Source organism: Peribacillus sp. B2I2 (assembly GCF_041261685.1).
In the GTDB taxonomy this organism is placed as follows: domain Bacteria; phylum Bacillota; class Bacilli; order Bacillales; family DSM-1321; genus Peribacillus.
Genome location: NZ_JBGCCB010000002.1, coordinates 176,560 through 201,639, shown reverse-complemented (window position 1 = coordinate 201,639; position 25,080 = coordinate 176,560). Strand labels below are relative to the sequence as shown.

Sequence of the window (25,080 nt, the reverse complement as noted above, 5' to 3'; positions counted from 1 at the left end):
GTGCATGGTTTTATTAAGTTAGGAATAATTCCGTCCATTGCTTGATTGTTCGGTAACCTTTAGCGAAGAATCCGATAAAAAAAAATAGAAGGATTACTCAAGAGTAATCCTTCCTCAATATAAAACGCAGTTACTTTGCAACTAAATTTAAATGTTTTCCTATTTTTAACAGTTATTGATTTTTACTCGATGTTAAGACCCGCGCTTGCAAAACCTTCAACAGTAAGACCTGTAGTCGTCGCTGGATCTATATCAAACACAACTAATATTTTATCACCAGCAAGAACCGGGATTGAAATCGGCGAAGCAAGACCAAAGCTATTGGATAATGTGGTTGCAGGGGGTGCTAATGTCTGAGTAAAAGCAAGGGCAAATGAGTTGCTTAATGCTGGTGATGCAATATATATACTTGCTCTAATTGGTGCAGCTATTACAGCCAACACAGTACGGAAGTAAGCTGCAAATGATGTGATCGTTCCGGCCCGTGGAACAACAAAAGCAAAATCAAATAGCAACGTTCCGACACCAGCACCCAAAATGATAGGATTAGTTACACCAACAGGGGTAGAACTTCCAAACCCAATTGCTGCTCCTGTGTCTAAACCAACACCTAGTATGTCGTTAATGAGTGTAACCGGTCCACCGGATGCTAATGGGATAATCGCACCACCACCTGTGGCTCCTGTTGGTCCTGTTGGTCCTGTCGGTCCTGTCGGTCCTGTTGGTCCTGTTGGTCCCGTTGGTCCCGTTGGTCCCGTTGGTCCTGTTGGTCCCGTTGGTCCTGTTGGTCCCGTTGGTCCTGTTGGTCCTGTTGGTCCCGTTGGTCCCGTTGGTCCCGTTGGTCCTGTTGGTCCCGTTGGTCCTGTTGGTCCTGTTGGTCCTGTTGGTCCTGTTGGTCCTGTTGGTCCTGTTGGTCCTGTTGGTCCTGTTGGTCCTGTTGGTCCTGTTGGTCCTGTTGGTCCTGTTGGTCCTGTTGGTCCTGTTGGTCCTGTTGGTCCTGTTGGTCCTGTTGGTCCTGTTGGTCCTGTTGGTCCTGTTGGTCCTGTTGGTCCTGTCGGTCCTGTCGGTCCTGTCAGCCCTGTCGGTCCTGTTGGTCCTGTCGGTCCTGTCGGTCCTGTCGGTCCTGTCAGCCCTGTCGGTCCTGTTGGTCCTGTCGGTCCTGTCGGTCCTGTCGGTCCTGTTGGTCCTGTTGGTCCTGTTGGTCCTGTTGGTCCTGTTGGTCCTGTTGGTCCTGTTGGTCCTGTCGGTCCTGTCGGTCCTGTTGGTCCTGTCGGTCCTGTCGGTCCTGTCGGTCCTGTTGGTCCTGTTGGTCCTGTCGGTCCTGTCGGTCCTGTTGGTCCTTGAGGTCCTTGAGCACCTTGAGCACCTTGAGCACCTTGAGCACCTTGTGCACCTTGAGCACCTTGAGCACCTTGAGCACCTTGAGCACCTTGAGCACCTTGAGCGCCTTGAGCACCTTGAGCGCCTTGAGCACCTTGAGCGCCTTGAGCACCTTGTGCACCTTGAGCACCTTGAGCGCCTTGAGCACCTTGAGCACCTTGAGCACCTTGAGCACCTTGAGCGCCTTGAGCGCCTTGAGCACCTTGAGCGCCTTGAGGTCCCTGAGGTCCCTGAGGTCCTTGAGGTCCTTGAGGTCCCTGATTACCTTGATTACCTTGAGCAGGTACGTTTACTTTCACTTCAATGTTTTGCTCTACCTTTTGTTCTTGTTTAGATGAGCATTTGCATTGGCTATGTCCACAATCCTTACACTTTTTGTGATCACATTTGCATTTACTATGTCCGCAATCCTTACACTTTTTGTGATCACTTTTATGATCACATTTGCATTTACTATGGCCGCAATCTTTACATTTTTTATCTTTTTTATCCTTACCCAATTTTGTATCCTCCTTTTCACAAAACATTACTTTATTCTATGAATCTGGAGTTTATTGGATTGGATAAAGTCCGCCCAATTGTTAAAATCAAAGAACCATTTTAAAATCCCTGAGTATATCCGCCTAGAAACATGAAAAGACAACAAGGCTTCTTGAAGAAGAAAATTGCTGCCTTTTGTCTCTTTGTTACTGAGGGAAAAATCAATAGTGTTTTCTTAGGAATTTATAACGTGATACAACTTCATCCATTTACTCTTATTTTGAATTACGTTTCATTTGACTTTCAGGAGTCATTTGATGGCCAAGATTCGATGTACTCCTTCATCTAATTTCGTCCCCATTATTTATCGTGAAAACGCTCCGGTTGCTCCCTTGGCCCCGTTTCCTTGGTACACTAAATTTGCTGTACAACAATATATTCAGTTCTATAATCAAAAGGTTTCAACAAAAATTAAACAACCTGAGTCCTTTTAATAGATCTCAGGCTGCTTAGTTTGCTTTTTTATAAAGAGTCACTCAAACTAGACGGATATGTGAGGTGACACTTTCAGGAAAAAAATCTTAAATCACATAAATCAGCTGATTTTTATTGCTATGCCTAAACCTCTTGAGAAAAAGTAAGGTTCATATTGAAATAGTCAAGTATGGGCAATTTTTGTTAACCTATAGCAGCAACAATTATCATCCTATAAGTGGTTCAGGTAACACGACAACTTTCTCCAAACATGAAGAGCAAAATTTGGCATATTGGATACACGTTTCTAATGGATCATTAGGCTCCATTGGCCACCACCGGATGGCTCCCATAGGCGCCTTCGCCGCAAAGGTTTCGATTTCTGCAGGAACACGACCTACAACAACTACTTCGATCTCTTTAAAGTTGGTTTCTATACCCTTTTGAAGAGTCTCAAATAATTGGGTATGTTCATTTGTAGGACATGAGTGGGGAATAGGAAATAGGATCGAAACTCTGGATAATTCTTCATGAATGATATGGGCAGTTTTCCGCGCAGGATTATCTGTAGTTGTCTCCCATACACGACTATATGGCACATCCTCGGGTAAACCCAGTTCTTTCACCCTTGTGTAGATTCTGTGACTATAATAACTGTTTAGTTCTTTTACAAGGATCTGAATCTGCTGATTTCTACTAAAAGTAGAGTTATCTCCATTTTCATTCCGATATTGAATATAGAGTAAATCGGGAATCGCTACATACTTTGTACAAAGAAAAGTCCGAACTAGCATGTCGTAATCGTCTGCAACTAAAAGCTCTTCGCGATGTCCTCCAATCAGATGATAAAAATCCCTCGTCCACGCACGTGGATGATTTGGTAAACCGACCAAATGACGGATGGTAATCCCATTGATGGTAGTGTTTTTTTGCACATTCTGCCATCGATTCATTTCATGTACCCAGACTCGATAGTACATACAGGATCCAAAACCACAATCCCAACCATACCAATGTGCATGGTGGCTCCCTACGTACACCTCTGAACAATCTCCATAAGCGAAGCCACATTCGGGGTGTTGTTGAAATGTATCGACAATCTTCTTTAGACAGTTAGGAGTTAGCTCATCATCATGATCTACTTCTACTAAAATTTCCCCTGTACATAGACCTGCTGCATACCGTTTGATTGCCCCTATGTAACCATTGCGGGAATCTTGGCGATATCTCCTTACACGGGGATCGTTTAGAGGGAGTAAGTCTTGATTGTATGTCTCATCCTCATCACCAGAATCATCTACAATAACCCATTCCCAATTGGAGTACGTCTGATTTAATAGAGAGCGATAAGGTCGTTGAATCTTTTCTTTAGACTTGTAGCTAGCTGTGAAAATGGACACTAAGGGAGTATCTGAAGAAAAACGAGTAGAAAGTATAGTTTTATTTTCAGGGAGTGGATCGGTCCGTCTGAGCCAGCAGTAAAATAATTTGGATGGTTGAATTTCTGCAGGAGAATTGAAATGTAACCAACGTTTTCTCTCGTGTACAGGTAAGCCATTTAGTGTACTAAATTCTTCCCATCCCGTTCCCAATGAGACATAGACGCGAGGATTTTTAGGATTTATATCCAATAATGCATCATCAGGTCCATACAACTTCACAGTGATGCCACTTTCAGCCAATCTCATTAACATTTCTTCAAATCCATCCCTTTTATTCTGGTTTGAAACAAATAGATGAGTTGTCAATAGTGGAGTTTGATCCGATGACATATTCATCCCCCTTTTATCCAACACGACCATAGATTCGTGTTGATTCTTAAGTGAATTTTATAATCCTTACCCATTTCCTTCATCATCTCAATTTTTTATATCGATTTATATATATATAGTAAAAAATAGAAAATATTACTCTATGAAAACTCACCATGTTGAACAACAACATTACAATATAACAGAGGCTATGTTCAGCCCCGTTCCCTCTAAGAACACCGAGCGAAGAACGCCTACGGTCACATTCAACGCGACGTCACGAGTGAGTTTGGACTCGGTGGAAGAGAAGCGTTCATTTTCATGGAAGATCTATATAATTTTTCATCTTTTGGGATCGTTCTGACTACTCCTCTTATTTCGAGTCGGTGTTTTAGCCCTAAATATTTATTCAATGTTTTTCTAACAAGCAAAAATTCTCTAATCAAACACGATTTGCTGACATTCTCATTTTAGATAGCGAGCTTGTACATGTTGAATGAGTTCCCTTTTTTCTTGATCACCAGCGGTGAGTGTTTCTGTTCTTACCAAAGGGGGTTGGTGTTCTGAATTGACGTTATAGAACGAGGAAATGGCTGTTTTAAGTACTGTTCCACTTTTTTTGTCAGGTTATGAAACAAATTGCAGCGATCGGTAATCTGAACAGCTTGAGGAAAATCCTCAAGAATTTCTTTTTTTCATATTCGCCAGAACCATCCCTCATGGCTTTGTAGCCTTTTCATATTCATAAACCTCGATTTCGTAAGAAATCTATATATACCTTTAAAAATCGCACTCCATTTGAACAAAATCCAATCACATTCATTCTTCGCGCATATGATGAAAAGGATCTTTTTTTCCCATGAAATTAGAATCCGTTAATATTTAAATTCATTTTGTTTTTTATCATACTGTTCGAGGAGTTGAATAATAATGAAAGGAATCATATTAGCTGGCGGATATGGCACTAGATTATATCCGTTAACGAAAGTTGTCTCAAAACAATTATTACCTGTTTATGATAAACCATTAATTTATTATCCATTGTCCGTACTTATGCTTGCTGGAATTAAAGATATTTTAATTATCTCCACTCCTACTGATTCACCTAAATTCGAACATTTATTAGGAGATGGATCACAATTAGGAATTAAACTAAGTTATGTATCGCAGGAAAAACCAGATGGCATCGCACAAGCTTTTGTAATAGGAGAAGATTTCATAGGAAAAGATTCGGTATGTTTAATATTAGGAGACAATATTTTTTATGGACATAATTTCACTAAGATACTTAAACAAGTCGTTACTCGAAATAACGGTGCAACTATATTCGGCTATCATGTTAAAGATCCTGAACGATTTGGTGTTGTAGAATTTGATGAAAATCACAAAGTAATATCCTTGGAAGAAAAACCTGTTATCCCTAAATCTCACTACGCCATTACGGGCCTTTACTTTTATGATAATAATGTTATTGATATTGCTAAAAGTATTCAAAAATCTGATCGTGGAGAATATGAAATCACTTCAGTCAATGAATGGTACCTCAAGAAAAAATCAACTGAATGTCGAGTTACTTGGCAGAGGATTTAGTTGGTTAGATACAGGCACTCATGAATCACTACTTGACGCTTCCTTATTTATCCAAACTATTCAAAATCGGCAAAACGTTCAAATTGCATGTTTAGAAGAAATAGCATTCCGTAAAGGGTTTATAACACCACAACAACTTCTTGCCTTAGCTAAACCATTAGAGAAAAATGAATATGGGCAATACCTTGTAAGATTAATAGAAAATTAACAACGACTCAATGAAAGGAGGGCAATTATGAATCTTCTAGTTACAGGCGGGGCTGGTTTCATCGGTCTCAACTTTGTTCACTATTTGCTAAAGAATACTTCATACAATATAACGGTTATAGATTCTCTTACGTATGCAAGTCATCCTAAAGAGATACGTACCTTAACATCTGATTCTAGATTACGCTTTATTAAAGGAAGCATTGTAGATGAGAAAGATATTGAAGCTGTGATGGATCAAAATTATGAAGCAATCATTCATTTTGCCGCGGAGTCTCATGTTGATAATAGTATTCAAAGTGCAGATAAATTCATACAAACAAATATTGTAGGTACTTATCAATTATTACAACAATTAATCAAAGGCTATGCTAAAAAAATGATCCATATTTCCACAGACGAAGTATATGGTACTTTAAGCCCGACTCAACAACCATTCACAGAAGAATCCCCTCTTTCACCAAACAACCCCTATTCAGCTACAAAAGCAAGCTCAGATTTATTGGTGCGCTCTTACAATGAGACATTTAAATTACCTTTAATTACGACAAGATGCAGTAATAATTTCGGTCCTTTTCAAAACATGGAAAAATTCATCCCAACCATTGTAAATAGGGCACTTCGTAACCTTAAAATCCCTGTTTATGGGGATGGTCTACAAATAAGAGATTGGCTGTTTGTAGAAGATCATTGTAAAGCAATTTCTCTTATTCTTGAAAATGGAACATGGGGTGAAGTTTATAATATTGGTGGCGGAAAATGAAAGAAAAAATATCTATGTCGTAAAACAAATTTTAGGAATAATGGGTAAGCCTGAACACTTGATTGAATTTGTTGAAGACAGAAAAGGTCATGACCGAAGATATGCCATTGATTCTTCCAAGTTACAAAACGAGTTAGGCTGGAAACAAACCTCTAATTTTGATCAATCGTTAGAAAAAACAGTGCGATGGCACATGAACAAATTTAAAGGGACTCCCTCATGAAGATTGTCATTACGGGTGCAGGCGGCCAATTAGGAAAAGAACTCATTCAGCTATTTAAAGAGGAAGGTTATGTGGTATATCCATATACTAAACAACAATTAGATATTACCGATCGTACGAAAATAAAAGAAATGATTGAGAAAATCCAGCCGGATTATCTTATTAATACTGCAGCCTTTACACACGTTGACCTTTGCGAAGCGGATATAGATCAAGCTTATTTAATTAATGGTATTGGACCTTATTATTTAGCGAGTGAAGCAAAGGAGAAAAAAGTGAAGTTTTTTCATATTAGTACTGACTATGTATTTGATGGAGAAAAAAGTGAACCTTATGAAGAAGAAGATGCTGCTGACCCCCAAACGATTTATGGAAAAAGCAAACAACTCGGCGAAGCATTAGCACTAGCTGCTAATGAAAGTTCCACAATTATTAGAACGTCATGGTTATACGGACATGAGGGGAAAAATTTCGTCAATACCATAAAAAAGTTAGCCCGTCATTCACAAGAAATCCGTGTTGTTCAAGATCAATATGGTTGTCCTACTTACACGAAAGATCTTGGAATAGCGATTAATAAACTACTAACAAAACCGCATGGCATTTATCATGTCACAAACTCTGGAAGTTGCAGCTGGTTTGAGTTTGCAACCGAAATTGTAACATTCTTAAACTCACAAACTGTAGTCATCCCTGTTTCTACGGAAGAATACGGTCTTAAAACACCCAGACCCATGTATTCGGTTTTAAGTCAAAAAAAGTTGAATTCCAATGGGATCTCTTTGCGAAATTGGAAAGAAGGATTACATGAATACTTAAAAAAGGAAGATGATGAAAATGGCCATTGAAGGTGTCATTTCTAAGAAATTGATTAAGCATTGTGATGATAGAGGATTTTTTGCAGAAGTGGTAAGAGATGATGACCATCTTTTATCTCATTTTGGTCAACTTTCATGGACTACATCTTATCCAGGCGTCATCAAAGCATTTCACTACCATGAAGAGCAAGACGACCTTTGGTTTTTCCCATCAGGTAATGCTCAAGTCGTTTTATATGATTTAAGAGAACACTCTGCTACCAAGGGTGAAACCAATGTTTATTATATGGGCGAAAACAATCCTAGTATTTTACTTATTCCCAAAGGTGTGGCTCACGGTTACCGTGTGCTTGGTGAAAATCCAGCAACAGTTCTGTATTGTACGACAAAGTCGTATAACCCTTCCCAACCAGATGAGAAAAGAATTCCTTGGGATGATAAAGAAATTAATTTTGATTGGGAAACAAAACATAGATAAGTACCTATATGAGCTCATACAACCTACAGGGAACCAGCGATTACACCTGGAAAGCTGCTCAATAAAGAGCAGCTTTCATAATTGACGCTGGTCTATAAAAGCCTTGGGATTATCTCCCTGTGGGTACGTGAATCATAACTTAACACGTGAGGCTCAATTAGCTAAAAAAGGGTTGGACTTCAAGGGATATTCGGATAAATGAAGAAATCAGTAATGATATAGAAGGAAAGTAGGTTACTAGATAGATTGAACGAGTACTTGAATATTTTTACAAGAGTTAACCCTTATGTGAGATCATAGATCCTATGTGACTGTAAAGAGATTTGCTGGCGATAACCTAATACAAAATGTGCTAAAGGTAGTAAACAAAAACCGTGTCCTTTTAGAAAAATGATAATATGCTATATTACATTGGTTTTTTAGACTTAAAAAGACTAGTCTCCACAACTAATGATTATATAAAAAGGATGTGCTATATATGAGTCACGAAGAAAGTAGCTCTTCGGAACACTTTGAGATTCTTTCAACAGGAGTATTAAACACAGCTGTAGGACAAGCCGCAGCCCATATAGAAATAGTTAACCTTAGTACGACTGCTCAAACTATTAGATTCCAGATTATCAACTGGAACACTGGAAGTCCTGTCGCAACTACCCTGACTGTAACGATACAGCCTAACCGACTAGAAACGCGTAGTATCCCGGTAGTTCCGTTCCATTATGAATTAAGAGTTGAACATCCTGGCGATCCTGATCTGTTTATTAATCACTTTGCTGTTGATGCTGGAACATTTACAGTACCAGGCTTAACATTCCTTCAAAAAGACTTGGTGGAAATCAAACGTCCTTTAATTGAAGTTATATAGAATCATTAGAAACACTACCTTTCATTGAAAAAAGAGACAATAAAATATTTGGGTATTTTTTCCAAATGTTTTATTGTTTATCAGAGAATTAACTTATAAAAAAAAGATAGTAAACACTGGATGTATGATTTTATAAACAGTCATACAAAAGGCCGCCAATTGGCAGCCTCATTCTTCTATCTGTATTCATATAATGGCCCTTATTGAAGGCTAGCAAAACTAAACTTACCTCCCTCCGTAAAGAGGATTAAACAGACCAGATGGATACTCTTTGCAATGCTATTAGGGAACACCATCAAGACTTATTCCTCTTATATAAATGAGTGCTTATAAGCCTGTTTGCCATGAAACCTATATAACTTTCTCTTTATTTTCTCTTGTTTTCACAAAAAAATAAGCAGTAATCAAGGCAGTTATAGGAATTATCAAGGCTACACCTGTTCCAGCACAAAATATAGTGATCATTTCAGCACTAAATATTTTTGAGTTTACGATTTCTCCAACAGAATAGGATAAATCCTTAAACCATATCAGCAATGCCAAATAGCCACCAAAGAAGGCAAAAAATAATGTATTCGTAGTTGTTCCTAAGATATCCCTCCCCATACTTAATCCAAATGTAAATAAATCTTTCTTGCTAATGGATGGATTGTGATGAAACATTTCTCGCATGGGAGATGAAATGGCCATGGCTGTATCGATAATGGCGCCAATAGTACTCATAATAATTACTGAAGCTCCAATTTTAACAAAATCTACTCCAATATATAGGGAAAAGATGCTAAGCTCTTCTATTTCTTCCTCACCAAAACCTTGTATCATCGCATTTTCAGTCACAAGAACAATAAAAAAGAGGACAATAACAATCGTGATAATAGTAGAAATGAATGCTGTTTTTGTTGTACTGTTCACTTCGTTAATAAAAAATAAATTAATATAACTAATCACCGTACATGCAATCAATGTTACGATATACGGATCATTATTTGGATTTGTCATAAAAATGATGGTGAAAAGTACCACACCAAAATTTAGAAAAAAAGCAAAAAATGAACGTGCTCCTTTTTTTCCACCTATCAAGATCATCAATATTAATAATATGAACGCTAGCAACACTAATACATTCATTATCTTTCCCTCTTTCGATTAATGAAAAAAATAGAAATATATAGACCTATCGGAATAGTTAACACGATTCCAATACCCCCAGCTAGGGCACGGGCCAACTCCAATGTAAGATTCATGGAAAGGGTAAATCCCAATGCAGAAGCATTTTTCAAATACAAAATAATCATAGGTATGGAGCCACTTATATAGGCAAAAAACAAAATATTTGTCATGGTTCCCATAATGTCTTTTCCAATCTCTAATCCTGAAGTTTTAAGTGCTTTTACTGATATGTGGTTGTTCTTTTCATATAACCCAAAAATCGAAGAAGACATGGTAATGGCTATATCCATTACGGCTCCTAAAGATCCGATAAATAACCCTGCCATAAACACCATTTTATAAGGACGAGTGACAAATTGCATTTCTTCATATCGAAGGCCATTTTCGGAAGTTAACCACATAACAAGATAAGTAATGAACAGCGATAAAAAAGTCCCTAACAGTGTCGCAATAATAGCTGCATATGTTTTTTCATTAAAACCATTAACGAGTAAAAGGGAAAGGACCGTAAATAGAATGATACTTATACTGCATATCAATACCAAACTAATGTCTGATGTATTCAAATAAAAATCTAATGCATATGACAACAAAATGGCATTTACTGCCAAACTTATAATTGAAAACAGTCCTTGCTTTTTACCAACGATAAGTAATGTCACGATAAAAATCCAAGCTACAATCAACACAAATTTATCACGCTTTACGTCTTTTATGGTTCCAGTTAACTCTGAATTTTCTTCTGTCTTCGTATCAATCGAAACAAATAAATCATTTCCAACTTGATATTCTTGATCATAAGCTCCGGATGAGGAATATTCATTCTTTAAATGGATAAGCTGTCCTTTTTCTTCTCCATTTTGTAATTCGGCTATTATACTTTGGGTAAATAGTCGATCTTCATTTTGATACATATCATTCAATTCAGTTGTATTTTCCAGATTTGTTTTAATGACTTTCGCTATTGGAAGTTCATAGAATGAATAATTGTGATTAACAAAGAAAACAGAGGCGACAAAACAAAGTGCTATGATGGCATACAAAGAAACATGCTTGTAACCCATTTTTTTAAATTTATTTACGATAACATTCAAAAAAAAACCTCCAAAATATCGGGTGGGCAATAAAGGCAGGAAAGAGCCAGAATTGATTGACTCCCTCCTTCCTTACTAGTATTTGATTTTTTTTATCTTATCATGAATAGAATTTAATTTGCGAAATAATAAATTTCCACTGATTAACCATGGGGATGTTTCTTTTCGGTTTTGAAAGTATGATAATTGTAATTTTCGTGAAAACAGAACATTGATTTCATTGGCTTTTTATGATTTTCTCTTTTTACTGAAAAAAGAAAAAAATCGGACATTCAAACAAGGTTTTAAGGGGGAAGGAGCCGGGTTTAAAATGAAGAAAGAAAGGTCGATCAAGATGACTAACCAAAAGTTCTGCAGCCAATTCGTGTTCAGCAGCAGTTAGAAGATATGAAATGGGCGTTGAAGCGCCATTGTTCGAACGAGATTACATCCTGTTTGTTGTAGGCTGCGAAACCGCCCTGCGTGTCAGGGACCTTCTCAAACTTACCACACAACAGATCCTGGACCTCAAAGGCAAACAAAACAAGATTCTCCGGGTCATAGAAGGGAAAACACAAAAAATCCGTGACATGTATATCGCGAATTAATTTCAGGAGTTCTATAACTAGCAAAAAAAACGTCCAGTGCCCCTTATTCCCGTCTAGGAAGGGAGAACAGCCCCAAACATCCTACTAAAAACATTTAGCTTTTCATTTTTAAAAATAAAATGACGCATTCAAAACGTTCGTAAAAGTCAAAGTAAGTTCTTGAAACTAGTTCGTACTTTAACGTCACTGTTCGAAAGTGTACATTTACGAACCCTATGGCTTTTTTTACTTCTATTTCTAGTTTAAAAGATAGTTGATAAATTCATTTAATTTCACTCTGATTCCTCATAGTGAATACTGCAACAATGAAGGATAAAAATGGAGCGTTTCTCTTGAAATAGGAATCAAATTTGAAGAAACCGACCAATACAGCTCGGCTTATTATATTGACTCTCTAACTTAATGAATCTGCATTTTAATTGTGCTATTTCATTTCCCATAATCTTCAATGTCCGATTTCCCGCCTTTACCTCTCCCCGATAAAACGGGAAGAAGAGATTTAGGTGATATCTGAGGAAAAACAAGCAGAGATCACCTTGCGGATCAAGAAGAAACTCTTGCCAGTAACAACCCGCTGACTCAACACCCATTCACGCATAAGTGGACAAAGAAAGTTACCAGAGATGTTCTTGTCTTAACTTTTTTGTTGTTTACACTTGGTACTCCGTACATATTGAATTCCTAAACGAAAACATTATGCAAGGGTATCTACAAACCACCACTTTGTGTATATATTAAATTAAAATATTCTAGCGAGGTCTATATCTAAATACATATAATTTATTTGTCACTATTATAATTGTTAGGGAAAATAACATTTTTGATAGTAAGAAAATGACCAGGCATATTTCCTGAATTTATCAGAACCTTCTTTTAAATTCATTGAAACAATAGCTTGAACATAACAATGTCTCATTTTGATAAAGACAATAAAGTCGTTTCAGATGTGAAAAACTAAGGGCAATACTACAATTCGTAAGTAGTATTGCCCTTAAATTCGTATCGTTTAATAAAAACGGGAATGTTTCAAAAATACAAAGAAGATACTTTTAAAATCTAGTATCTCCTTTTTTCAGATGGGAGATGCATGTTGGATTTCTAGTAATTGACTACTTCCATCGCTCTAACTTTGGGATTCCTCTAGTAAAAAACTTTGCAATAAATTTAGGCATTTTCATATTCTTCATCAAATGATTTTGAACAAATTCTTGCATTTCTATCGCAGTAATATTTTGAGTAAATTCACCATTTAAATAACAATGACTACAATATTTAGTACTTGTACTACCGTCATTTTCAGTTCCTCCACCTAATAAATCTTTAGATAGCGGCATTCCACAACTCTGACATGTTTTATATGGCTTCATTATAAATTCCCCTACTAATGGTATTCTAAAAACAAGTTATCTAACTAAACAAAGATAATTTCAGCTTCATTTCTAAGATCTGTGATGGTAATGCCCGTACCTTTATTTGCATGTCACGAATTGGACTATTTAAGACAATTAAAAATATCAAATCGCACTCTGCAAATGTTACGATCAATGCAACTGCTTAATGGTACGAATCCACTGTAACAGGGCAAGTTAGTTGAACTAATGACAATGGTTGCTAATTTAGTTCTTCTTGTTTCGCCTTAATCATTGAAGTGATTTTCTCCCTATACTTCTCATTCGTGAAAATTTCCAGCGTAGTCGTTGAGTGTAGTTTTGCATGTCTAGAAAAATTAGTAGACACCAGCCATCGACCACAATATGGACATGGAAGCTGTCCATTTACCTGCCATTGTGTCGTTATGAATCTATTTGTATTTGAATTACTTCTTCTTGCGACCACTTTGACTACTTCCGTATCCATTTCGACTACATCATCATTCATTTTGTATTCATCCGAAGTTGCAAGTTCTTCTGATACTCTCCCTTTCCCACTCATTTCACGCTCTACTAGTAGACAAACAGCTTCACTGATAGATAGACCGAGTTCGGCGCAATAACCTTTAAAATCATAGTACAAGCTTTCTGGAAGGCGTGCGGTTAATACTTCTGTCTTTTCTTTTCTTCTCCGATTCCGTGCGAATTGTTCTAAGTATGTTGTCATGTAATCCCCTCCTAAACCTCTTACTGATTTTATTCGGTATACATCATCCTATTACCTTCACATCACCATGTATTCAACTCATGGCTATACAAATCCTTATGTAGTCTTATAGATATATAAACAAATATACAAACGTTGGTAATTTAGTAAATGTTTTATATTCTGCTAAAAACGGTTTCACATCCTGTTTGTTGTAGGATGTGAAACCGGCCTTCGTGGCTTAAGTTGACCACGAAGTAGATCCTGGACCTCAAAGGCAAACAAAACAAGATTCTCCGAGTGAAGGAAGGCAAAACGCAAAAAATTCGCGACATGTATATCGCGAATTGCTTCCAGGAAGTCTATGAGTGGGCTAAAAACGTCCAGAGTCCTTTTTATTCCCGTCCAGGATGGGAGAACACCCCATCCCCCTACCAGAGGCCTCCCGGCAATTAAATAAGGCTGCAGACTTCGCTGGCGTGGAACATGTCGGCAACCATATTTTAAGAAAAACGTTTGGCTACTGGTTTTACAAAGCTAACAAGGATATTGCGATGCTTCATCATTCTCATCCATCCGTTACCCTGCGTTATATCTGTATTACGGAAGAAGAAACGAACAACGTATTGAAACATTTTAGCGTTTTTCACTAATCCGTGATATGGGGATGTACAAAAGATATTAACAACAGTACAAATATACAAAAGGGTGGGGACATTTATTTTTTTGTATTATCATAAATCCCTAAATAATAAGGGGCCATTCTAATGAATGACACCAACAAAATACAAAATAATAATCTGCTATTTGTTCGTTTTTATAATATCCTTAAGCTAGCTCAATTATGGCACAGGACCAATACTGGCTGCTATTCTATCTAATGCTTCTTGTACTGTTGTCGAGGAGGAGCCACCCAATCCCCTGGATTAGCAGGTGTATAAGCTAACCCGAAAGCGTCATCGACTCTAACCAAAGATGTACTAGTTCCTACAAGTGTTACTCGAGAACGAATAGGTATCGAATCAACTGTTGCTCTTACCCTAGTAATGACATTATTAACACCATTAACAATTAGACTCATAACCCATAACCTATAAAGAAGCGAACGTAAAGGAGTTAGAGAACATGAATAACCTGGAAACTGAATATAGTTATAGTCAGGAAGAATGGGTTGAGCAAACCTCACAACGACCGGGAAGACTTTGGAAACATACCCCCACTGGTTATTGGTACTTTGATAAAAGTGAGTTGATGGCTATGGACACCGGATTATACCCTTATGAACCTATTACCTGTTAGGGACCAGTACCAAATGTAGCTGGAAATTGGGATACTACACGTGGAAAAATCAAATTCAGACGATTTGGTTATTTTGTAGATGGAGGATCCCCAGATGGAAATATAAATTTAGACGGGTATCTTTATTTCGACTTCAACAGATCTCTGTGGTTTTTAGATGGTACATGGTGTAATCCCGTGAAATGTGGAAAATATAGGGTTTTATTTTGCTTCACCTAACAAATTCTCTGGGAATTATGGTACTGGTGAAGAATCTGTATACACTAATTCCTGGAGTGGTACTCGTATTAGTTAAGGGGAATGAATGTGAAAAAGTAAAAGAAAGGAGTATGAACAGATATGATATATAACATTCCAGAAAACTGTATGAATAAGTGGACAACAATCAGGTTGGATCTTGCAAATCAACCGCCTTCAACTTTTTCGTTTCTTCCCGTCAATGCTGGATATTTAAAGGATAGATTTTTATATGGATATATTTACACCGCTGAATATAAACCTACTGAATGTATAACACAGCAGCAACAACTTATAATAGGATGTCAGAATAAATGGGTTTATATGTTTCCAGTTGGTGGAGGAGATTTTTTGTTTTGGCCGACGAAGGTTGAAGCTCATAATCCTAAATTGATATTAGGTTGGCTCAACATCACAAATAATATGAATCTTCAGTGTGAGGCAGCACCTCAACTAGCTGTACCGAATGTTACTGGGGAATATGAAACAACTTTCGGAAGAGTGACATTAAGACAGACTGGAAATGATATTACTGGGACATTCCCACAACCAGGAGGTACAATTAAAGGTACCCTTACATCTAGTGCGGGACGATTGATTTTGGAAGGCAGATGGTTTACATCTGGCCACGCGGGTGGAAAGATCCAATTTAAATTTAACCCTGATTATACGACTGGTTGGACTGGGGCTTTAGGTTATGCGGAAGCTACACCGAGTATAACATGGGATGGTAAACGAGTCGGATAAGTTGAAGTTCGGTCCTATGAAAACAAGAGAGCACACCAATTGATGTGCTCTCTTGTTTTCATAGGTCTAAACCATTTGTTGCCTGTATGAAGGATAGCATCCCCTTGAAGTAATCAAGCAGCAAAAAGCCAAGCTTTTTTATATCGCTTATTTACTGATTGAATAGCTAATATGATTTCATTTACCAAATTACCTGACATGATTACCTACATAAGTATGGTCATAACCATAAGAGTCATGAAGTTTTCCTGTAAACGAATCTTTATCAGCTTTATCAGCTTTATCAGCAATATATAGGTCTATGCTGAATAGTATTTATTGTACCTTTTATTTTCACTGTCTTTTTTGTATATCCTATACAAATCTAGTTTACATAATCAATAATTATCGGAAATTGAAAAGGATCTTCGATTGAAGATCTTTCTTCTAATCAAAATAAGACCTTGCCTCTTTAAAAAGAAGCAAGGTCTTATTTTGATCTTTATCTTTTTTTACATTCGAATTTGTATCCATTTGCTGATTTAGCTGCACCACTGTTGGTTGTTCCATTTACTCCTGAACTATCACGGCTATCAATTACCGGATAACCTTTATTAGCATAACACTTATTAATTAAATTCTGTTTTTCTTTATGATTGAAGTAAAGAGCTGTAAAAATTAATGCACCTGTTGCTAAAAGCGCAATAATAATTACTGGTACAAACCAAACAATATTTGCGTGAGCTAAATCTGAATCAATTTTCACTTCTTCTAAAGAATAACCGTTCGCTACAAGAATCTGATCAATGTCTTCATCAGTTAGTGATTTTAAAAATTTCTTTACTTCTTTAATTTCTTTCTTTTCTATGTTTGAATTTGCAGATAAAGCCTCTTTTTCATTTAATACAATTTCATGATTTTTGACTGAATAGTATGTAGAATTTGCAATAGCTTCGTTTTTGCTTCCTGATTCTTGAGCGTTAGTAACTGGAGTTAATAAACTACTAAAAATAAGTGCAAAAACTAATAGACCTGTAATGAATTTAAGATTTTTCATTGCTTTCTCCCTTTCCCTTTCTCTTTCGAGATTTTTTATTGTCTGACATTATTCATTGTATATTAATCTCTTAAAATTTCTACCATTATTTTCAATAATTTCAAATTTTAAATCATTTTTCTTTAATTCATCTTCCGTAAATTGACTCATTAATTCTCCTACAAAGTAAGCAGCTGCTATTGAAGAACCACTTTCTTTAACTTCATTTCCTTTGTTATCTAAAGTCTTAATATCAACACCTGGTGCAATGAAGTCTATTTTTCCAGTTGAAGAAAAAGAAAATAAATTATTATCGCTGTCTGCTGCAGCAATTGAAAGTATTTCTTCATATTTAGCAGGATAATCGGTATCAGTGGATAGAGTGTCTCCACTAGCAGCAACAACAATTATATTTTCATCTACAGCTCTGTTAACACAATTATGTAATATTTCACTATCATTATTAAAACCTAAACTCATAGATATAATATCAACGTTAAATTCAATTGCTTTATCTATCCCGTTGCAAACATTTTCAATTGAACCTAAGCCTTTGTTATTTAATACTTGAATATCATAATATTGGACTTTTTGATTTTTAGGAGCTACGTTGCGTATGATATTATAAATCTTTGTTCCATGATTAAATATATCGCTTGTTTCTTCAGTATTCGTAAAAGTATTATATTTTTTATGAATTAACTCATCTTCAGTGATTCCACTATCCAGAATTGCTATTTTTACATTTGAATAAACGATACTGTCTTTAACTAAAAAATTATAAACTAGAATAGATAATAAAAATAAGCCTAAAAAAGATGCAGATACAATTAAAATTTTTTTTTGATTTTTCATTAAAAAGGGCTCCTAGTTCTTTAATATTTTTGTTTTAAACAAAAAAAGTTGAAAAGAAAGTCTAAATGATTAGAACGTCTTTCAACCAAATAAATGAATCTATTCCATTAAACTCCTAAATAGTATAATGTAAGAATAAAAGGATTTAAACTTATTTTAAAATTATAAGGAGGAAACATCACTATGCTTTCTAAAATATCTATATCAGGAGGACAATTAATACTTTTAATAATGTTATTAATTATTGTTTTGGCTTTAGCATTAACGGTTGTTCAAAGTTATTTTAATTCTTCTGAGATGAATTTATTAGTAGAAAAAGCAGAAGAACATGATCTTGAATATGAATTAGTAATTCATAACCAATTTACTAACTCATATAGTTTTGATGTTTCAAAAGTAGAATAAGAATAAATAAGAAAAGTCGATTTATTTAAAAATCGACTTTTCTTGGTTGTAATACGACTTTTTATAGGTATTAAAAAGGATCTTCGATTCGAATATCCTGCAGATGGCAATATCCTTCGTGGCTTTGTAAAACCAATAGCCAAACGTTTTTCGTAAGGTGTGATTGCCAATACGGATCCTGCGTTATATCGGCATTACGGAAGAAGAAACAAACAACGTATTGAAACATTTTAGCGTTTTTCATTAATTCAACTTCTTTATTTTCTTCAAGTAATTTTATTCATTTTGATGCAGCAAGAACGTTACTCTTAAAAAAATAGTCAGCCCAATATCAGCCCACCTGAGAAAAATCAGGTATCCCATGTCAGCCCACCTATGTAAATCAGGTGTCCCACATCAGCCCACCTGTTAAGAATTCATGTACCCATTAAAACACTAGGCTTTGCCTAGTTCCGCAACGTAGTTGGGGACATTTTTTCCTTATGCTCTTTTCTTCTATGGGGAGATAAAAGTCAGGACAAATAAGAATACCCTCATACCAGCTGCTTTATGGCTGATACAAGGGTATTTGCAGTTAATAATACAAGGTAGTAATTAATATGCCATCGAATGGGAATTATTATTCAAATTCAATGATAATTGTTAGGATAAATACCCCCCGTAGTGAAAAGGTTTCTGACGCTATAAGGCCTTTAATGGGTTTTAAAAAGCCTTAAGGATTTGAAAAATTGTTGTTAAAGGAGTGATGATATGAAGAAAGAAAAAGCTGATTTTCTTGAATTAAATAAACTGTTAAATCGGGTTGAAAAACAGCATGAAGAGCTTCGTAAACTAACTGGCGAAGGAGAACCTTATCAAAACTTAACGAAACAAAAACACGTAACTGTTTATACCGATGATAAAAAAGCTATGAAGTTCTGGGAAGAGTGAGGAAAGAGAGAAAGAGCATAAGGAAAAACTGATATCACCTAGGGTGATATACTAGGCAAAGCCTAGTGTTTTATATGATATCGTTAATTTCTTTCAGGTGGGCTTACATGGGATACCTGAACTTTCTCAGGTGGGGCTTAAATGATAATTAAAAAACAGTTATTTAGTGATATCACTAAATGTTAATCAATGTCCCCTTTGTGTCCCCCTATAAAACATCAATGTCCCCTTCACTTCCTCCTCTTTGGATACCCCGAATAGTAGATTCATTAGTTGGGGGAATATACATATAGATGATCTTCTCAAATTAGTTTGTAAAGCGAATGGCCTCTGTTCCCCGCCTATTTCCAAGGTTGGTTGCAGGGGTATTTTTATACCTTAGCAAATCAAAAACAATGTGAATAAAAATACAATCCAGTGCCACAGGTCATTTTGCGTTATAACACTAATTTACAGGTACAAATATGAAAATTTATTCCAATGACTTTTTGATAATCTCATTCACTATATCTGATACCGAGCGCTTTTCTCTGATAGACTTGATTTTCAATTCGTCGTGCAGCCGTTCTTAAATCTCATAAGTTACCTTTTTCCTAGCTAGTTTACTGGTTTTATTCTTGGTTTGTTGGATTGTTGGTTTTCCAACTTGTTTATTATCTGGTTTATTGGAAAGTTGGGAACTTGGGTTATTTAAAACTGTGGCTTTTTCTAATGTTACAGAAACCTCTTTTTTGGCACTGTCTAATCCTCGTCTGCTTGGTGTTGAATATTCATAGATAGATTGGTTTAATACATTTTAGTCACCATTAAAATGCCACCCACGTTTTCCACTGATTGAATAACAGCCGGCTTTTTTGAGTGCTTCAACAGTCTTCTTTTCACCTATTTCAAGACTTTCCTTTGCTATATCAGCTATTTTCTTACTTTGGGTTAACTCTAGTAATTCAGATATTTTCATAAGATCACCTCTGGTTAATTATTCGGTTTAGCTTTTGCGATTCCCTTCTAAATTGGAGTTTATCCTCTTTAATCGGGCCAGAACTTGTCCGTCTAATTTAACCAACGTTTCGTCCACCGAATCAAACCGAGGTAGTTACACCAAAATAACCCCCTTGGAAGCCAAGAGGTTTATCGTCTTTCACTTTTATGGTTTATGTATGATTTTATTCAGCTAAAAAAGGATATTTTCTCTAAGTCCTCTTCCGATATCGGCCCCGCCTACGCCAGATACTATGACAGCCACACATGCCATCCAACCCATTTTCATTATAACAGAAAACGCTTACATTTCCAAGGATTACTAGAAAACATCTTTGGACTTCTTATTCTACGATTTAGTGTTGCATGGTTGTTCCTCTTAGTAGTTTCTCATCTTCAATGATAAAGGAACCCTTATCATGTAGGTATTCAAGTGAGATGCCCCTTCTTAATGCTGTTTGTTCAATTAATCTAACTTCATGATACATAGCATCAGTCAAGATTCCTTTTTCAATGTTCTTATTTATTTCAAAATAAAACCCAGCCAATAATCCTAACGTTAATTTATCGTAAAGGGAACTTTTTTCTTTTTCCATAAGTCACCTCCTAATTAGACAATACAAAAAACTAGCATACATTGAAAGATTTTTTAAAATTAAAACATAATTGACCTTAAGGAAAACTTCCAAGATCTTCTTTGGAACTACCTTCAATCGTAAAAGCCATAATAAATTCTGAAGGTTCATAAAATCCTTTAAAAGGACCATTTTGCCGTTTTTATTTTTTTATTAGTTTGATACTCAAAGAAATTTTAAACACCTGTAAAGGCCAATCACTGGAACCCTCAAATGCCTATAATTCCTAATTTGAAGTGTGAGTAAGAATAAAAAAAGAGGCTAATTCAACACCTTAGCCTCTTAAGATATCAGTGCTATAATAATTTAAAATTTCCATTTATCCCTTTAAATTGGTCATCTTCCCCAACTTCAATAGTTTAGAAAGGGCTTCAGATTGACCCTTACCTTCCTTAGTATCTTCTTCATGATTCACTTGCCCTTCAGATAGACTAATTGGTGAGGAAGCTAGCTTACTTTTCTGGGATACCGGCTGCACCATTTGCTGGGCAAGCGCCGCCCCTTCGGGATTCCCGACAATTAAAGAAACGATATTATAAAGAATCTTCTGCCCTTCCTCTGTTTTCAAAATTGCTAATTGTTCATTCGCAAAGGCGTCTAGTGGAAGGTAAATACCTTGTTCCTTATATGATCCATTCCGAACCTTTAATCCATCTTCAATAAGTGCGCTAATAAGTTCATTTCTGCTTTTAAAGCTGTCTGCCAACTCATTAAATTCATTAGCCCATTTTATCGAAGTTTTTGGGGTATATTGAATACCTCGACCTGGAGTGATTTTTCTATTGGACAACGTTACCACCACCTTGTATCACAACTAAATAAAGATGTTGCTCTCATTTCTTTAATTTTCAAGCTTCAATTGATTGCTTTTCAATTTCAGCAATAATATTTTTCAAGAGATATGCCTTACTAGTAAAGAAACTGGCTTGATCAATATTCGGAGGAAATAGACAATCTTCATCTTTAAGTTCAGCTAAGTATTGATAGGCGAAGAGAAGTCCTCCCCCAACAATAATCATTTGCCCAACGTTTGTATCAACAAAATACCGGATGACTTTATCTTTCACTTCTTCGGCATATTCTTTCGTGTATTTATCAACAATCTTTGTGATATCTGCTGTTTTGGACTGCCATGTCGCTTTAAAGACAGGAGAATATTTAGGTTTTATAATCATTTTATCGATTTCTGGCTTAATGAACTTCCTCATGAATTCTTCACGTGTAAAAGAAATCTTAGGTGTTTTACCCACCCTTTCAAAACGGCTTCGTATGCTGTCAAATTCCTTTAGTTCTGCTGCTTCTTTCATAATTAAATCAATATATTTATTTGTACCTATCAGATGATTTGTAGATTTAGTTGAATTTAAACCATTTTCATCATAAAGAGCTAAATCCAATGTTCCGGCTCCTAAATCAGCAATGGCAAACTCGTCATGGATTTGTGATGAAAATTCGGTTTCCACCACTTCCCCATCTACTAAATCAAAGGCCAATGCCAAGTAGCTCGTTACGCCTTCCACATTAAGCTGAACATCCGTAATGTTAAGGGTTATGGTTTTTCCTTTATATGGCCCTTTTATTGCTGTTATTTCATGCTCACCCATATACAAGTTTATTTTTTCCGAAGACGCCTGTTTGGCCTCTTCTATTGGAAGTCCAAAACTCAATGGTACGTCTACCTTATCGGTCTTACCCGATTTCCAAGCTGCTAAGGCTAATCCCGCTAAAGTTGTTACTACATGGATTTCATTCCCTAATTTATCTCTTGCATCACTGCTGGTTTCTCTTAAATTATTTTTGTCATTCGTTGAAATTTGAGCATATTCCCCTACTGTATAATAAGCATTTGTTCGATTCTTAGGTAAGGCTTTACTTTTAATATGTAAATGTAGAATCATATCATCGGGAAAAGATTTATCTGAGCTCTCATCTGGCATATCTTCGGCAGTAGTTTCAGCGTTTTCCCCGATTATACTAGCTATATTTATTGAAACAACATTTCCATTTTGATCGATATATGTAATTTTATTAGAGATGTTCCCACTATCTACTCCTGCGATTAAATAATCCTCTTTAAATAAAAAACCAAGTTTTGTCATGATTTTCCTCCTTTAAACTAATCTAGTTTAATCTATTCTACTTACATCCAATATATAGAGAATTTTCATTAAAGTCAATAATAAGTTAGCGTTAAATTAGCGTTATCGGTGTTCTATCGCTAATCTTTCATCGATAAACTAGCGCTATCTAGATCTTAATCTAGATATTAACACAAAACCATTAAATATTTGGTTAATGTTCATTAAGTATTTGGCGATAAGTTGTCGTTGTCGGTGTTTTAACTACCTTTTTCAAACTATAGATCTCCGCAAATTACCGCTAAATGTTTTTATACCGCCGTTGTTTATCGTTAAATTGACGTTATCGGTGTTTTAACTTAATTCACAAAGGAGAAATCCACTTATTAATCTAGACTAATCTAATTTATTCGTTTGATACTTTTAAAATAAACTAGATTAGATTAGTTTAAGTTGGATTCACTTCATTTTTCTATTAAAGCCAGCAAACGTAGTTGATTAGTCTTTATCTAGTAGGTAAACTATAGATACAGATAAATTGACGCTTAGCGATAGGTAGATAAAAATAAGCTATAGTTAAACTAGCGTTAAGAGGAGGGTTATCGTGACAAATAGAGTCCAGGCTAATAAGGATTTAATTAAAGAAACACTTCGTGACGATGCATTATATACTTCGTTGGTCCTTGATAAGGAATACAGTGGCAATCTATTTAAGAAAGATATATTAGAGTTAGATCCGAATGCCATGTATTCAACTACTGATTGTTCCGATAAAATCTTTCATATAGCTAATTCGACCCTAAGGTATTACGTCAGGATGCTAGAGGGATACTTAGAGATATATGTAGAGGGCAGGAAAAAACGATTGCCGTACCTCAGCGTTTTTAAAATCCATATGACTTTACTGGCAATTGAGAGGGGCGAAACAATCTCCGATATCCAAGTTAAGTTATCGCTAAAATCGATCCCTCAACAAAATAGCGGGAAAGCAAAAGGGAGCAAATATAATGAAGAAACCTTAGATCAATTATTCTCAGAATTTGATAGAAGGCAGAATGTAATGATGAGAACCTTTACTCTACAAAATACGATCAATCTAATTGAAGTGGAGTTGCTAAGACGGAGAACGGGAATAGCTGATAGACAAAGACAAATTGAAGTTATCGAAGAAAAGATTAAAAATCATCGGTTAAATCGCAAAATGGATCGACAAGCAGCGAATGTGTTACGTAAAAGTTTGGAACAAAAGAAAAATACAGGCTTTTTCTCATTTTTTGCAAAAAAAAATACAGAAGATACTCTGAATTTAGAAGCTGAAATACTGGTGGATGAAAGAGACATTAAAGCTGACCATATTGAAGTGGAGTTTCTTGAAGAAATTGAAACAATAAGGCAGAAGATTAATCAAATTGAAGAAGAGTCACTCGCTTTAGAAAAAAGGTTAAAATCTGAAACAGCACATCTAACAAATGAAAGTAAAGTTCTAGAACAAACCATGGAAGATTAATGAATCCTTTTTATTAATTTTTGTTCCAGAAAAAAATTGGCTGCATTTTATCGCAAAATGACTTTTTTACATTTCATTGTTCTGATTCAAATTAGGAATTAAAGTGTCCTTTTGCTTTATGAAGATCAAAGATGGTCTATAGCTTCTCATTGGCTCTCTATACATTTATAGCAAGTAAGGGGGGAAAGGGAAGACCTTTCCCCTTAATAACGTTGAATTGAAAAGGATACAAGTTTAGGGCCCCATCTAAGGGGGCCTAAACTTGTATCCTTTTGATGGTTTAGAACTAGAATATTGGTAAAATCGATTTTCGTGAACGGTTCTCTAGGATGGGGTCCGTTTCACAGCTTAACATCTATATTCTGGATATCTATTGGCGATTGTATAAAGATAAATGAATAAGCCATAAATTCAATATGTAATCTTTTGAAAGACAGT

The 25,080-nt window shown here is 35.9% G+C and carries 21 protein-coding genes and 4 pseudogenes; 12 read left to right on the top strand and 13 right to left on the bottom strand.

Annotated features, from left to right (window positions below):
* Nucleotides 1-182 precede the first annotated feature (182 nt).
* The gene (locus tag ABIE66_RS28910; RefSeq protein WP_370017270.1) at nt 183-1,880 is read right to left on the bottom strand and encodes a collagen-like protein; all 1,698 of its coding nucleotides are present in this window, start codon (nt 1,878-1,880) and stop codon (nt 183-185) included.
* A gap of 681 nt (nt 1,881-2,561) precedes the next feature.
* The gene (locus ABIE66_RS28905) at nt 2,562-4,106 is read right to left on the bottom strand and encodes a glycosyltransferase (protein WP_370017269.1); all 1,545 of its coding nucleotides are present in this window, start codon (nt 4,104-4,106) and stop codon (nt 2,562-2,564) included.
* 909 nt (nt 4,107-5,015) lie between these two features.
* Here ABIE66_RS28905 and rfbA point away from each other — a divergent pair.
* The 5 genes and pseudogenes from rfbA (at nt 5,016) to ABIE66_RS28880 (ending at nt 9,029) form a co-directional block, all read left to right on the top strand.
* A pseudogene (gene rfbA, locus ABIE66_RS28900) lies at nt 5,016-5,883 on the top strand (glucose-1-phosphate thymidylyltransferase RfbA).
* Nucleotides 5,884-5,910: 27 nt separating this feature from the next.
* A pseudogene (gene rfbB, locus ABIE66_RS28895) lies at nt 5,911-6,868 on the top strand (dTDP-glucose 4,6-dehydratase).
* Entirely contained in the window at nt 6,865-7,716 is an 852-nt protein-coding gene (gene rfbD, locus ABIE66_RS28890; RefSeq protein WP_370017268.1) for a dTDP-4-dehydrorhamnose reductase, read from the top strand. The pseudogene rfbB and the gene rfbD overlap by 4 nt, the downstream one beginning before the upstream one ends.
* Nucleotides 7,706-8,164, top strand: coding sequence for a dTDP-4-dehydrorhamnose 3,5-epimerase family protein (locus ABIE66_RS28885; RefSeq protein ID WP_370017267.1), 459 nt, complete (start codon nt 7,706-7,708; stop codon nt 8,162-8,164). The genes rfbD and ABIE66_RS28885 overlap by 11 nt, the downstream gene beginning before the upstream one ends.
* 478 nt (nt 8,165-8,642) lie before the next feature.
* The gene (locus tag ABIE66_RS28880; RefSeq protein WP_370017266.1) at nt 8,643-9,029 is read left to right on the top strand and encodes a hypothetical protein; all 387 of its coding nucleotides are present in this window, start codon (nt 8,643-8,645) and stop codon (nt 9,027-9,029) included.
* Between the two features lie 351 nt (nt 9,030-9,380).
* Here ABIE66_RS28880 and ABIE66_RS28875 read toward each other — a convergent pair whose 3' ends face one another.
* Together ABIE66_RS28875 and ABIE66_RS28870 are read right to left on the bottom strand one after the other, a co-directional pair.
* Nucleotides 9,381-10,157, bottom strand: coding sequence for a YibE/F family protein (locus tag ABIE66_RS28875; protein WP_370017265.1), 777 nt, complete (start codon nt 10,155-10,157; stop codon nt 9,381-9,383).
* On the bottom strand, nt 10,157-11,293 hold the full coding sequence (locus ABIE66_RS28870; RefSeq protein ID WP_370017264.1) for a YibE/F family protein: 1,137 nt from the start codon (nt 11,291-11,293) through the stop codon (nt 10,157-10,159). Before ABIE66_RS28870 ends, ABIE66_RS28875 begins: the two co-directional genes overlap by 1 nt.
* Nucleotides 11,294-11,644: 351 nt before the next feature.
* On the opposite strand from ABIE66_RS28870, the pseudogene ABIE66_RS28865 reads away from it, so the two are divergent.
* Nucleotides 11,645-11,860, top strand: a pseudogene (locus ABIE66_RS28865) (site-specific integrase); the annotation flags it as partial.
* A 1,129-nt stretch (nt 11,861-12,989) separates the two neighbouring features.
* On the opposite strand, the gene ABIE66_RS28860 reads toward ABIE66_RS28865, so the two are convergent.
* Together ABIE66_RS28860 and ABIE66_RS28855 are read right to left on the bottom strand one after the other, a co-directional pair.
* Nucleotides 12,990-13,247: a zinc ribbon domain-containing protein gene (locus ABIE66_RS28860; protein ID WP_370017263.1), complete on the bottom strand. Its 258-nt coding sequence runs from the start codon at nt 13,245-13,247 to the stop codon at nt 12,990-12,992.
* 244 nt (nt 13,248-13,491) lie between these two features.
* Nucleotides 13,492-13,977, bottom strand: coding sequence for a hypothetical protein (locus ABIE66_RS28855; protein ID WP_370017262.1), 486 nt, complete (start codon nt 13,975-13,977; stop codon nt 13,492-13,494).
* 389 nt (nt 13,978-14,366) lie between these two features.
* Here ABIE66_RS28855 and ABIE66_RS28850 point away from each other — a divergent pair, with 389 nt between their 5' ends.
* The gene (locus tag ABIE66_RS28850; protein ID WP_370017261.1) at nt 14,367-14,609 is read left to right on the top strand and encodes a site-specific integrase; all 243 of its coding nucleotides are present in this window, start codon (nt 14,367-14,369) and stop codon (nt 14,607-14,609) included.
* A 189-nt stretch (nt 14,610-14,798) separates the two neighbouring features.
* Here ABIE66_RS28850 and ABIE66_RS28845 read toward each other — a convergent pair.
* Nucleotides 14,799-15,034: pseudogene (locus ABIE66_RS28845) on the bottom strand (exosporium leader peptide); the annotation flags it as partial.
* 47 nt (nt 15,035-15,081) lie between these two features.
* Between ABIE66_RS28845 and ABIE66_RS28840 the strand changes: the two are divergent.
* Nucleotides 15,082-15,255 (top strand): hypothetical protein, encoded by a 174-nt coding sequence (locus tag ABIE66_RS28840; protein WP_370017260.1) that lies wholly within the window; start codon nt 15,082-15,084, stop codon nt 15,253-15,255.
* Nucleotides 15,256-15,594: 339 nt separating this feature from the next.
* On the top strand, nt 15,595-16,239 hold the full coding sequence (locus ABIE66_RS28835) for a hypothetical protein (RefSeq protein ID WP_370017259.1): 645 nt from the start codon (nt 15,595-15,597) through the stop codon (nt 16,237-16,239).
* A 481-nt stretch (nt 16,240-16,720) separates the two neighbouring features.
* On the opposite strand, the gene ABIE66_RS28830 is transcribed toward ABIE66_RS28835, so the two are convergent.
* Both ABIE66_RS28830 and ABIE66_RS28825 read right to left on the bottom strand, forming a co-directional pair.
* The gene (locus tag ABIE66_RS28830; protein WP_370017258.1) at nt 16,721-17,275 is read right to left on the bottom strand and encodes a hypothetical protein; all 555 of its coding nucleotides are present in this window, start codon (nt 17,273-17,275) and stop codon (nt 16,721-16,723) included.
* Nucleotides 17,276-17,323: 48 nt separating this feature from the next.
* Nucleotides 17,324-18,109: a S8 family serine peptidase gene (locus ABIE66_RS28825; protein WP_370017257.1), complete on the bottom strand. Its 786-nt coding sequence runs from the start codon at nt 18,107-18,109 to the stop codon at nt 17,324-17,326.
* Nucleotides 18,110-18,292: 183 nt separating this feature from the next.
* Here ABIE66_RS28825 and ABIE66_RS28820 point away from each other — a divergent pair, with 183 nt between their 5' ends.
* Together ABIE66_RS28820 and ABIE66_RS28815 are read left to right on the top strand one after the other, a co-directional pair.
* Nucleotides 18,293-18,514, top strand: a complete 222-nt coding sequence (locus ABIE66_RS28820) for a hypothetical protein (RefSeq protein WP_370017256.1) — start codon at nt 18,293-18,295, stop codon at nt 18,512-18,514.
* A 750-nt stretch (nt 18,515-19,264) separates the two neighbouring features.
* Nucleotides 19,265-19,444 carry a hypothetical protein gene (locus ABIE66_RS28815; protein WP_367411922.1) on the top strand — a complete coding sequence of 60 codons (180 nt, stop codon included), beginning with the start codon at nt 19,265-19,267 and terminating at the stop codon, nt 19,442-19,444.
* A gap of 796 nt (nt 19,445-20,240) precedes the next feature.
* Here the strand turns inward: ABIE66_RS28815 and ABIE66_RS28810 are convergent.
* The 4 genes from ABIE66_RS28810 to ABIE66_RS28795 all read right to left on the bottom strand — a co-directional run bounded on the left by ABIE66_RS28810 (nt 20,241) and on the right by ABIE66_RS28795 (nt 23,156).
* Nucleotides 20,241-20,402, bottom strand: a complete 162-nt coding sequence (locus ABIE66_RS28810) for a hypothetical protein (protein WP_370017254.1) — start codon at nt 20,400-20,402, stop codon at nt 20,241-20,243.
* Nucleotides 20,403-20,778: 376 nt separating this feature from the next.
* Entirely contained in the window at nt 20,779-21,018 is a 240-nt protein-coding gene (locus tag ABIE66_RS28805; RefSeq protein ID WP_370017253.1) for a hypothetical protein, read from the bottom strand.
* 358 nt (nt 21,019-21,376) lie between these two features.
* A complete protein-coding gene (locus ABIE66_RS28800) occupies nt 21,377-21,847 on the bottom strand; it encodes a hypothetical protein (protein ID WP_370017252.1) in 471 nt (156 codons plus the stop codon).
* A 58-nt stretch (nt 21,848-21,905) separates the two neighbouring features.
* Entirely contained in the window at nt 21,906-23,156 is a 1,251-nt protein-coding gene (locus ABIE66_RS28795) for a ParM/StbA family protein (protein WP_370017251.1), read from the bottom strand.
* Between the two features lie 583 nt (nt 23,157-23,739).
* On the opposite strand from ABIE66_RS28795, the gene ABIE66_RS28790 reads away from it, so the two are divergent.
* Nucleotides 23,740-24,642 (top strand): hypothetical protein, encoded by a 903-nt coding sequence (locus ABIE66_RS28790; protein ID WP_370017250.1) that lies wholly within the window; start codon nt 23,740-23,742, stop codon nt 24,640-24,642.
* The last annotated feature ends 438 nt before the right edge of the window (nt 24,643-25,080 follow it).

Bases quoted from the DNA above. Each gene is read 5' to 3' on its own strand.
- ABIE66_RS28905 (WP_370017269.1), bottom strand. From the start codon at position 4,106: ATGTCATCGGATCAAACTCCACTATTGACAACTCATCTATTTGTTTCA.
- rfbD (WP_370017268.1), top strand. From the start codon at position 6,865: ATGAAGATTGTCATTACGGGTGCAGGCGGCCAATTAGGAAAAGAACTC.
- ABIE66_RS28885 (WP_370017267.1), top strand. From the start codon at position 7,706: ATGGCCATTGAAGGTGTCATTTCTAAGAAATTGATTAAGCATTGTGAT.
- ABIE66_RS28880 (WP_370017266.1), top strand. From the start codon at position 8,643: ATGAGTCACGAAGAAAGTAGCTCTTCGGAACACTTTGAGATTCTTTCA.
- ABIE66_RS28875 (WP_370017265.1), bottom strand. From the start codon at position 10,157: ATGAATGTATTAGTGTTGCTAGCGTTCATATTATTAATATTGATGATC.
- ABIE66_RS28860 (WP_370017263.1), bottom strand. From the start codon at position 13,247: ATGAAGCCATATAAAACATGTCAGAGTTGTGGAATGCCGCTATCTAAA.
- ABIE66_RS28855 (WP_370017262.1), bottom strand. From the start codon at position 13,977: ATGACAACATACTTAGAACAATTCGCACGGAATCGGAGAAGAAAAGAA.
- ABIE66_RS28850 (WP_370017261.1), top strand. From the start codon at position 14,367: ATGGGAGAACACCCCATCCCCCTACCAGAGGCCTCCCGGCAATTAAAT.
- ABIE66_RS28840 (WP_370017260.1), top strand. From the start codon at position 15,082: ATGAATAACCTGGAAACTGAATATAGTTATAGTCAGGAAGAATGGGTT.
- ABIE66_RS28835 (WP_370017259.1), top strand. From the start codon at position 15,595: ATGATATATAACATTCCAGAAAACTGTATGAATAAGTGGACAACAATC.
- ABIE66_RS28830 (WP_370017258.1), bottom strand. From the start codon at position 17,275: ATGAAAAATCTTAAATTCATTACAGGTCTATTAGTTTTTGCACTTATT.
- ABIE66_RS28825 (WP_370017257.1), bottom strand. From the start codon at position 18,109: ATGAAAAATCAAAAAAAAATTTTAATTGTATCTGCATCTTTTTTAGGC.
- ABIE66_RS28820 (WP_370017256.1), top strand. From the start codon at position 18,293: ATGCTTTCTAAAATATCTATATCAGGAGGACAATTAATACTTTTAATA.
- ABIE66_RS28815 (WP_367411922.1), top strand. From the start codon at position 19,265: ATGAAGAAAGAAAAAGCTGATTTTCTTGAATTAAATAAACTGTTAAAT.
- ABIE66_RS28810 (WP_370017254.1), bottom strand. From the start codon at position 20,402: ATGAAAATATCTGAATTACTAGAGTTAACCCAAAGTAAGAAAATAGCT.
- ABIE66_RS28805 (WP_370017253.1), bottom strand. From the start codon at position 21,018: ATGGAAAAAGAAAAAAGTTCCCTTTACGATAAATTAACGTTAGGATTA.
- ABIE66_RS28795 (WP_370017251.1), bottom strand. From the start codon at position 23,156: ATGACAAAACTTGGTTTTTTATTTAAAGAGGATTATTTAATCGCAGGA.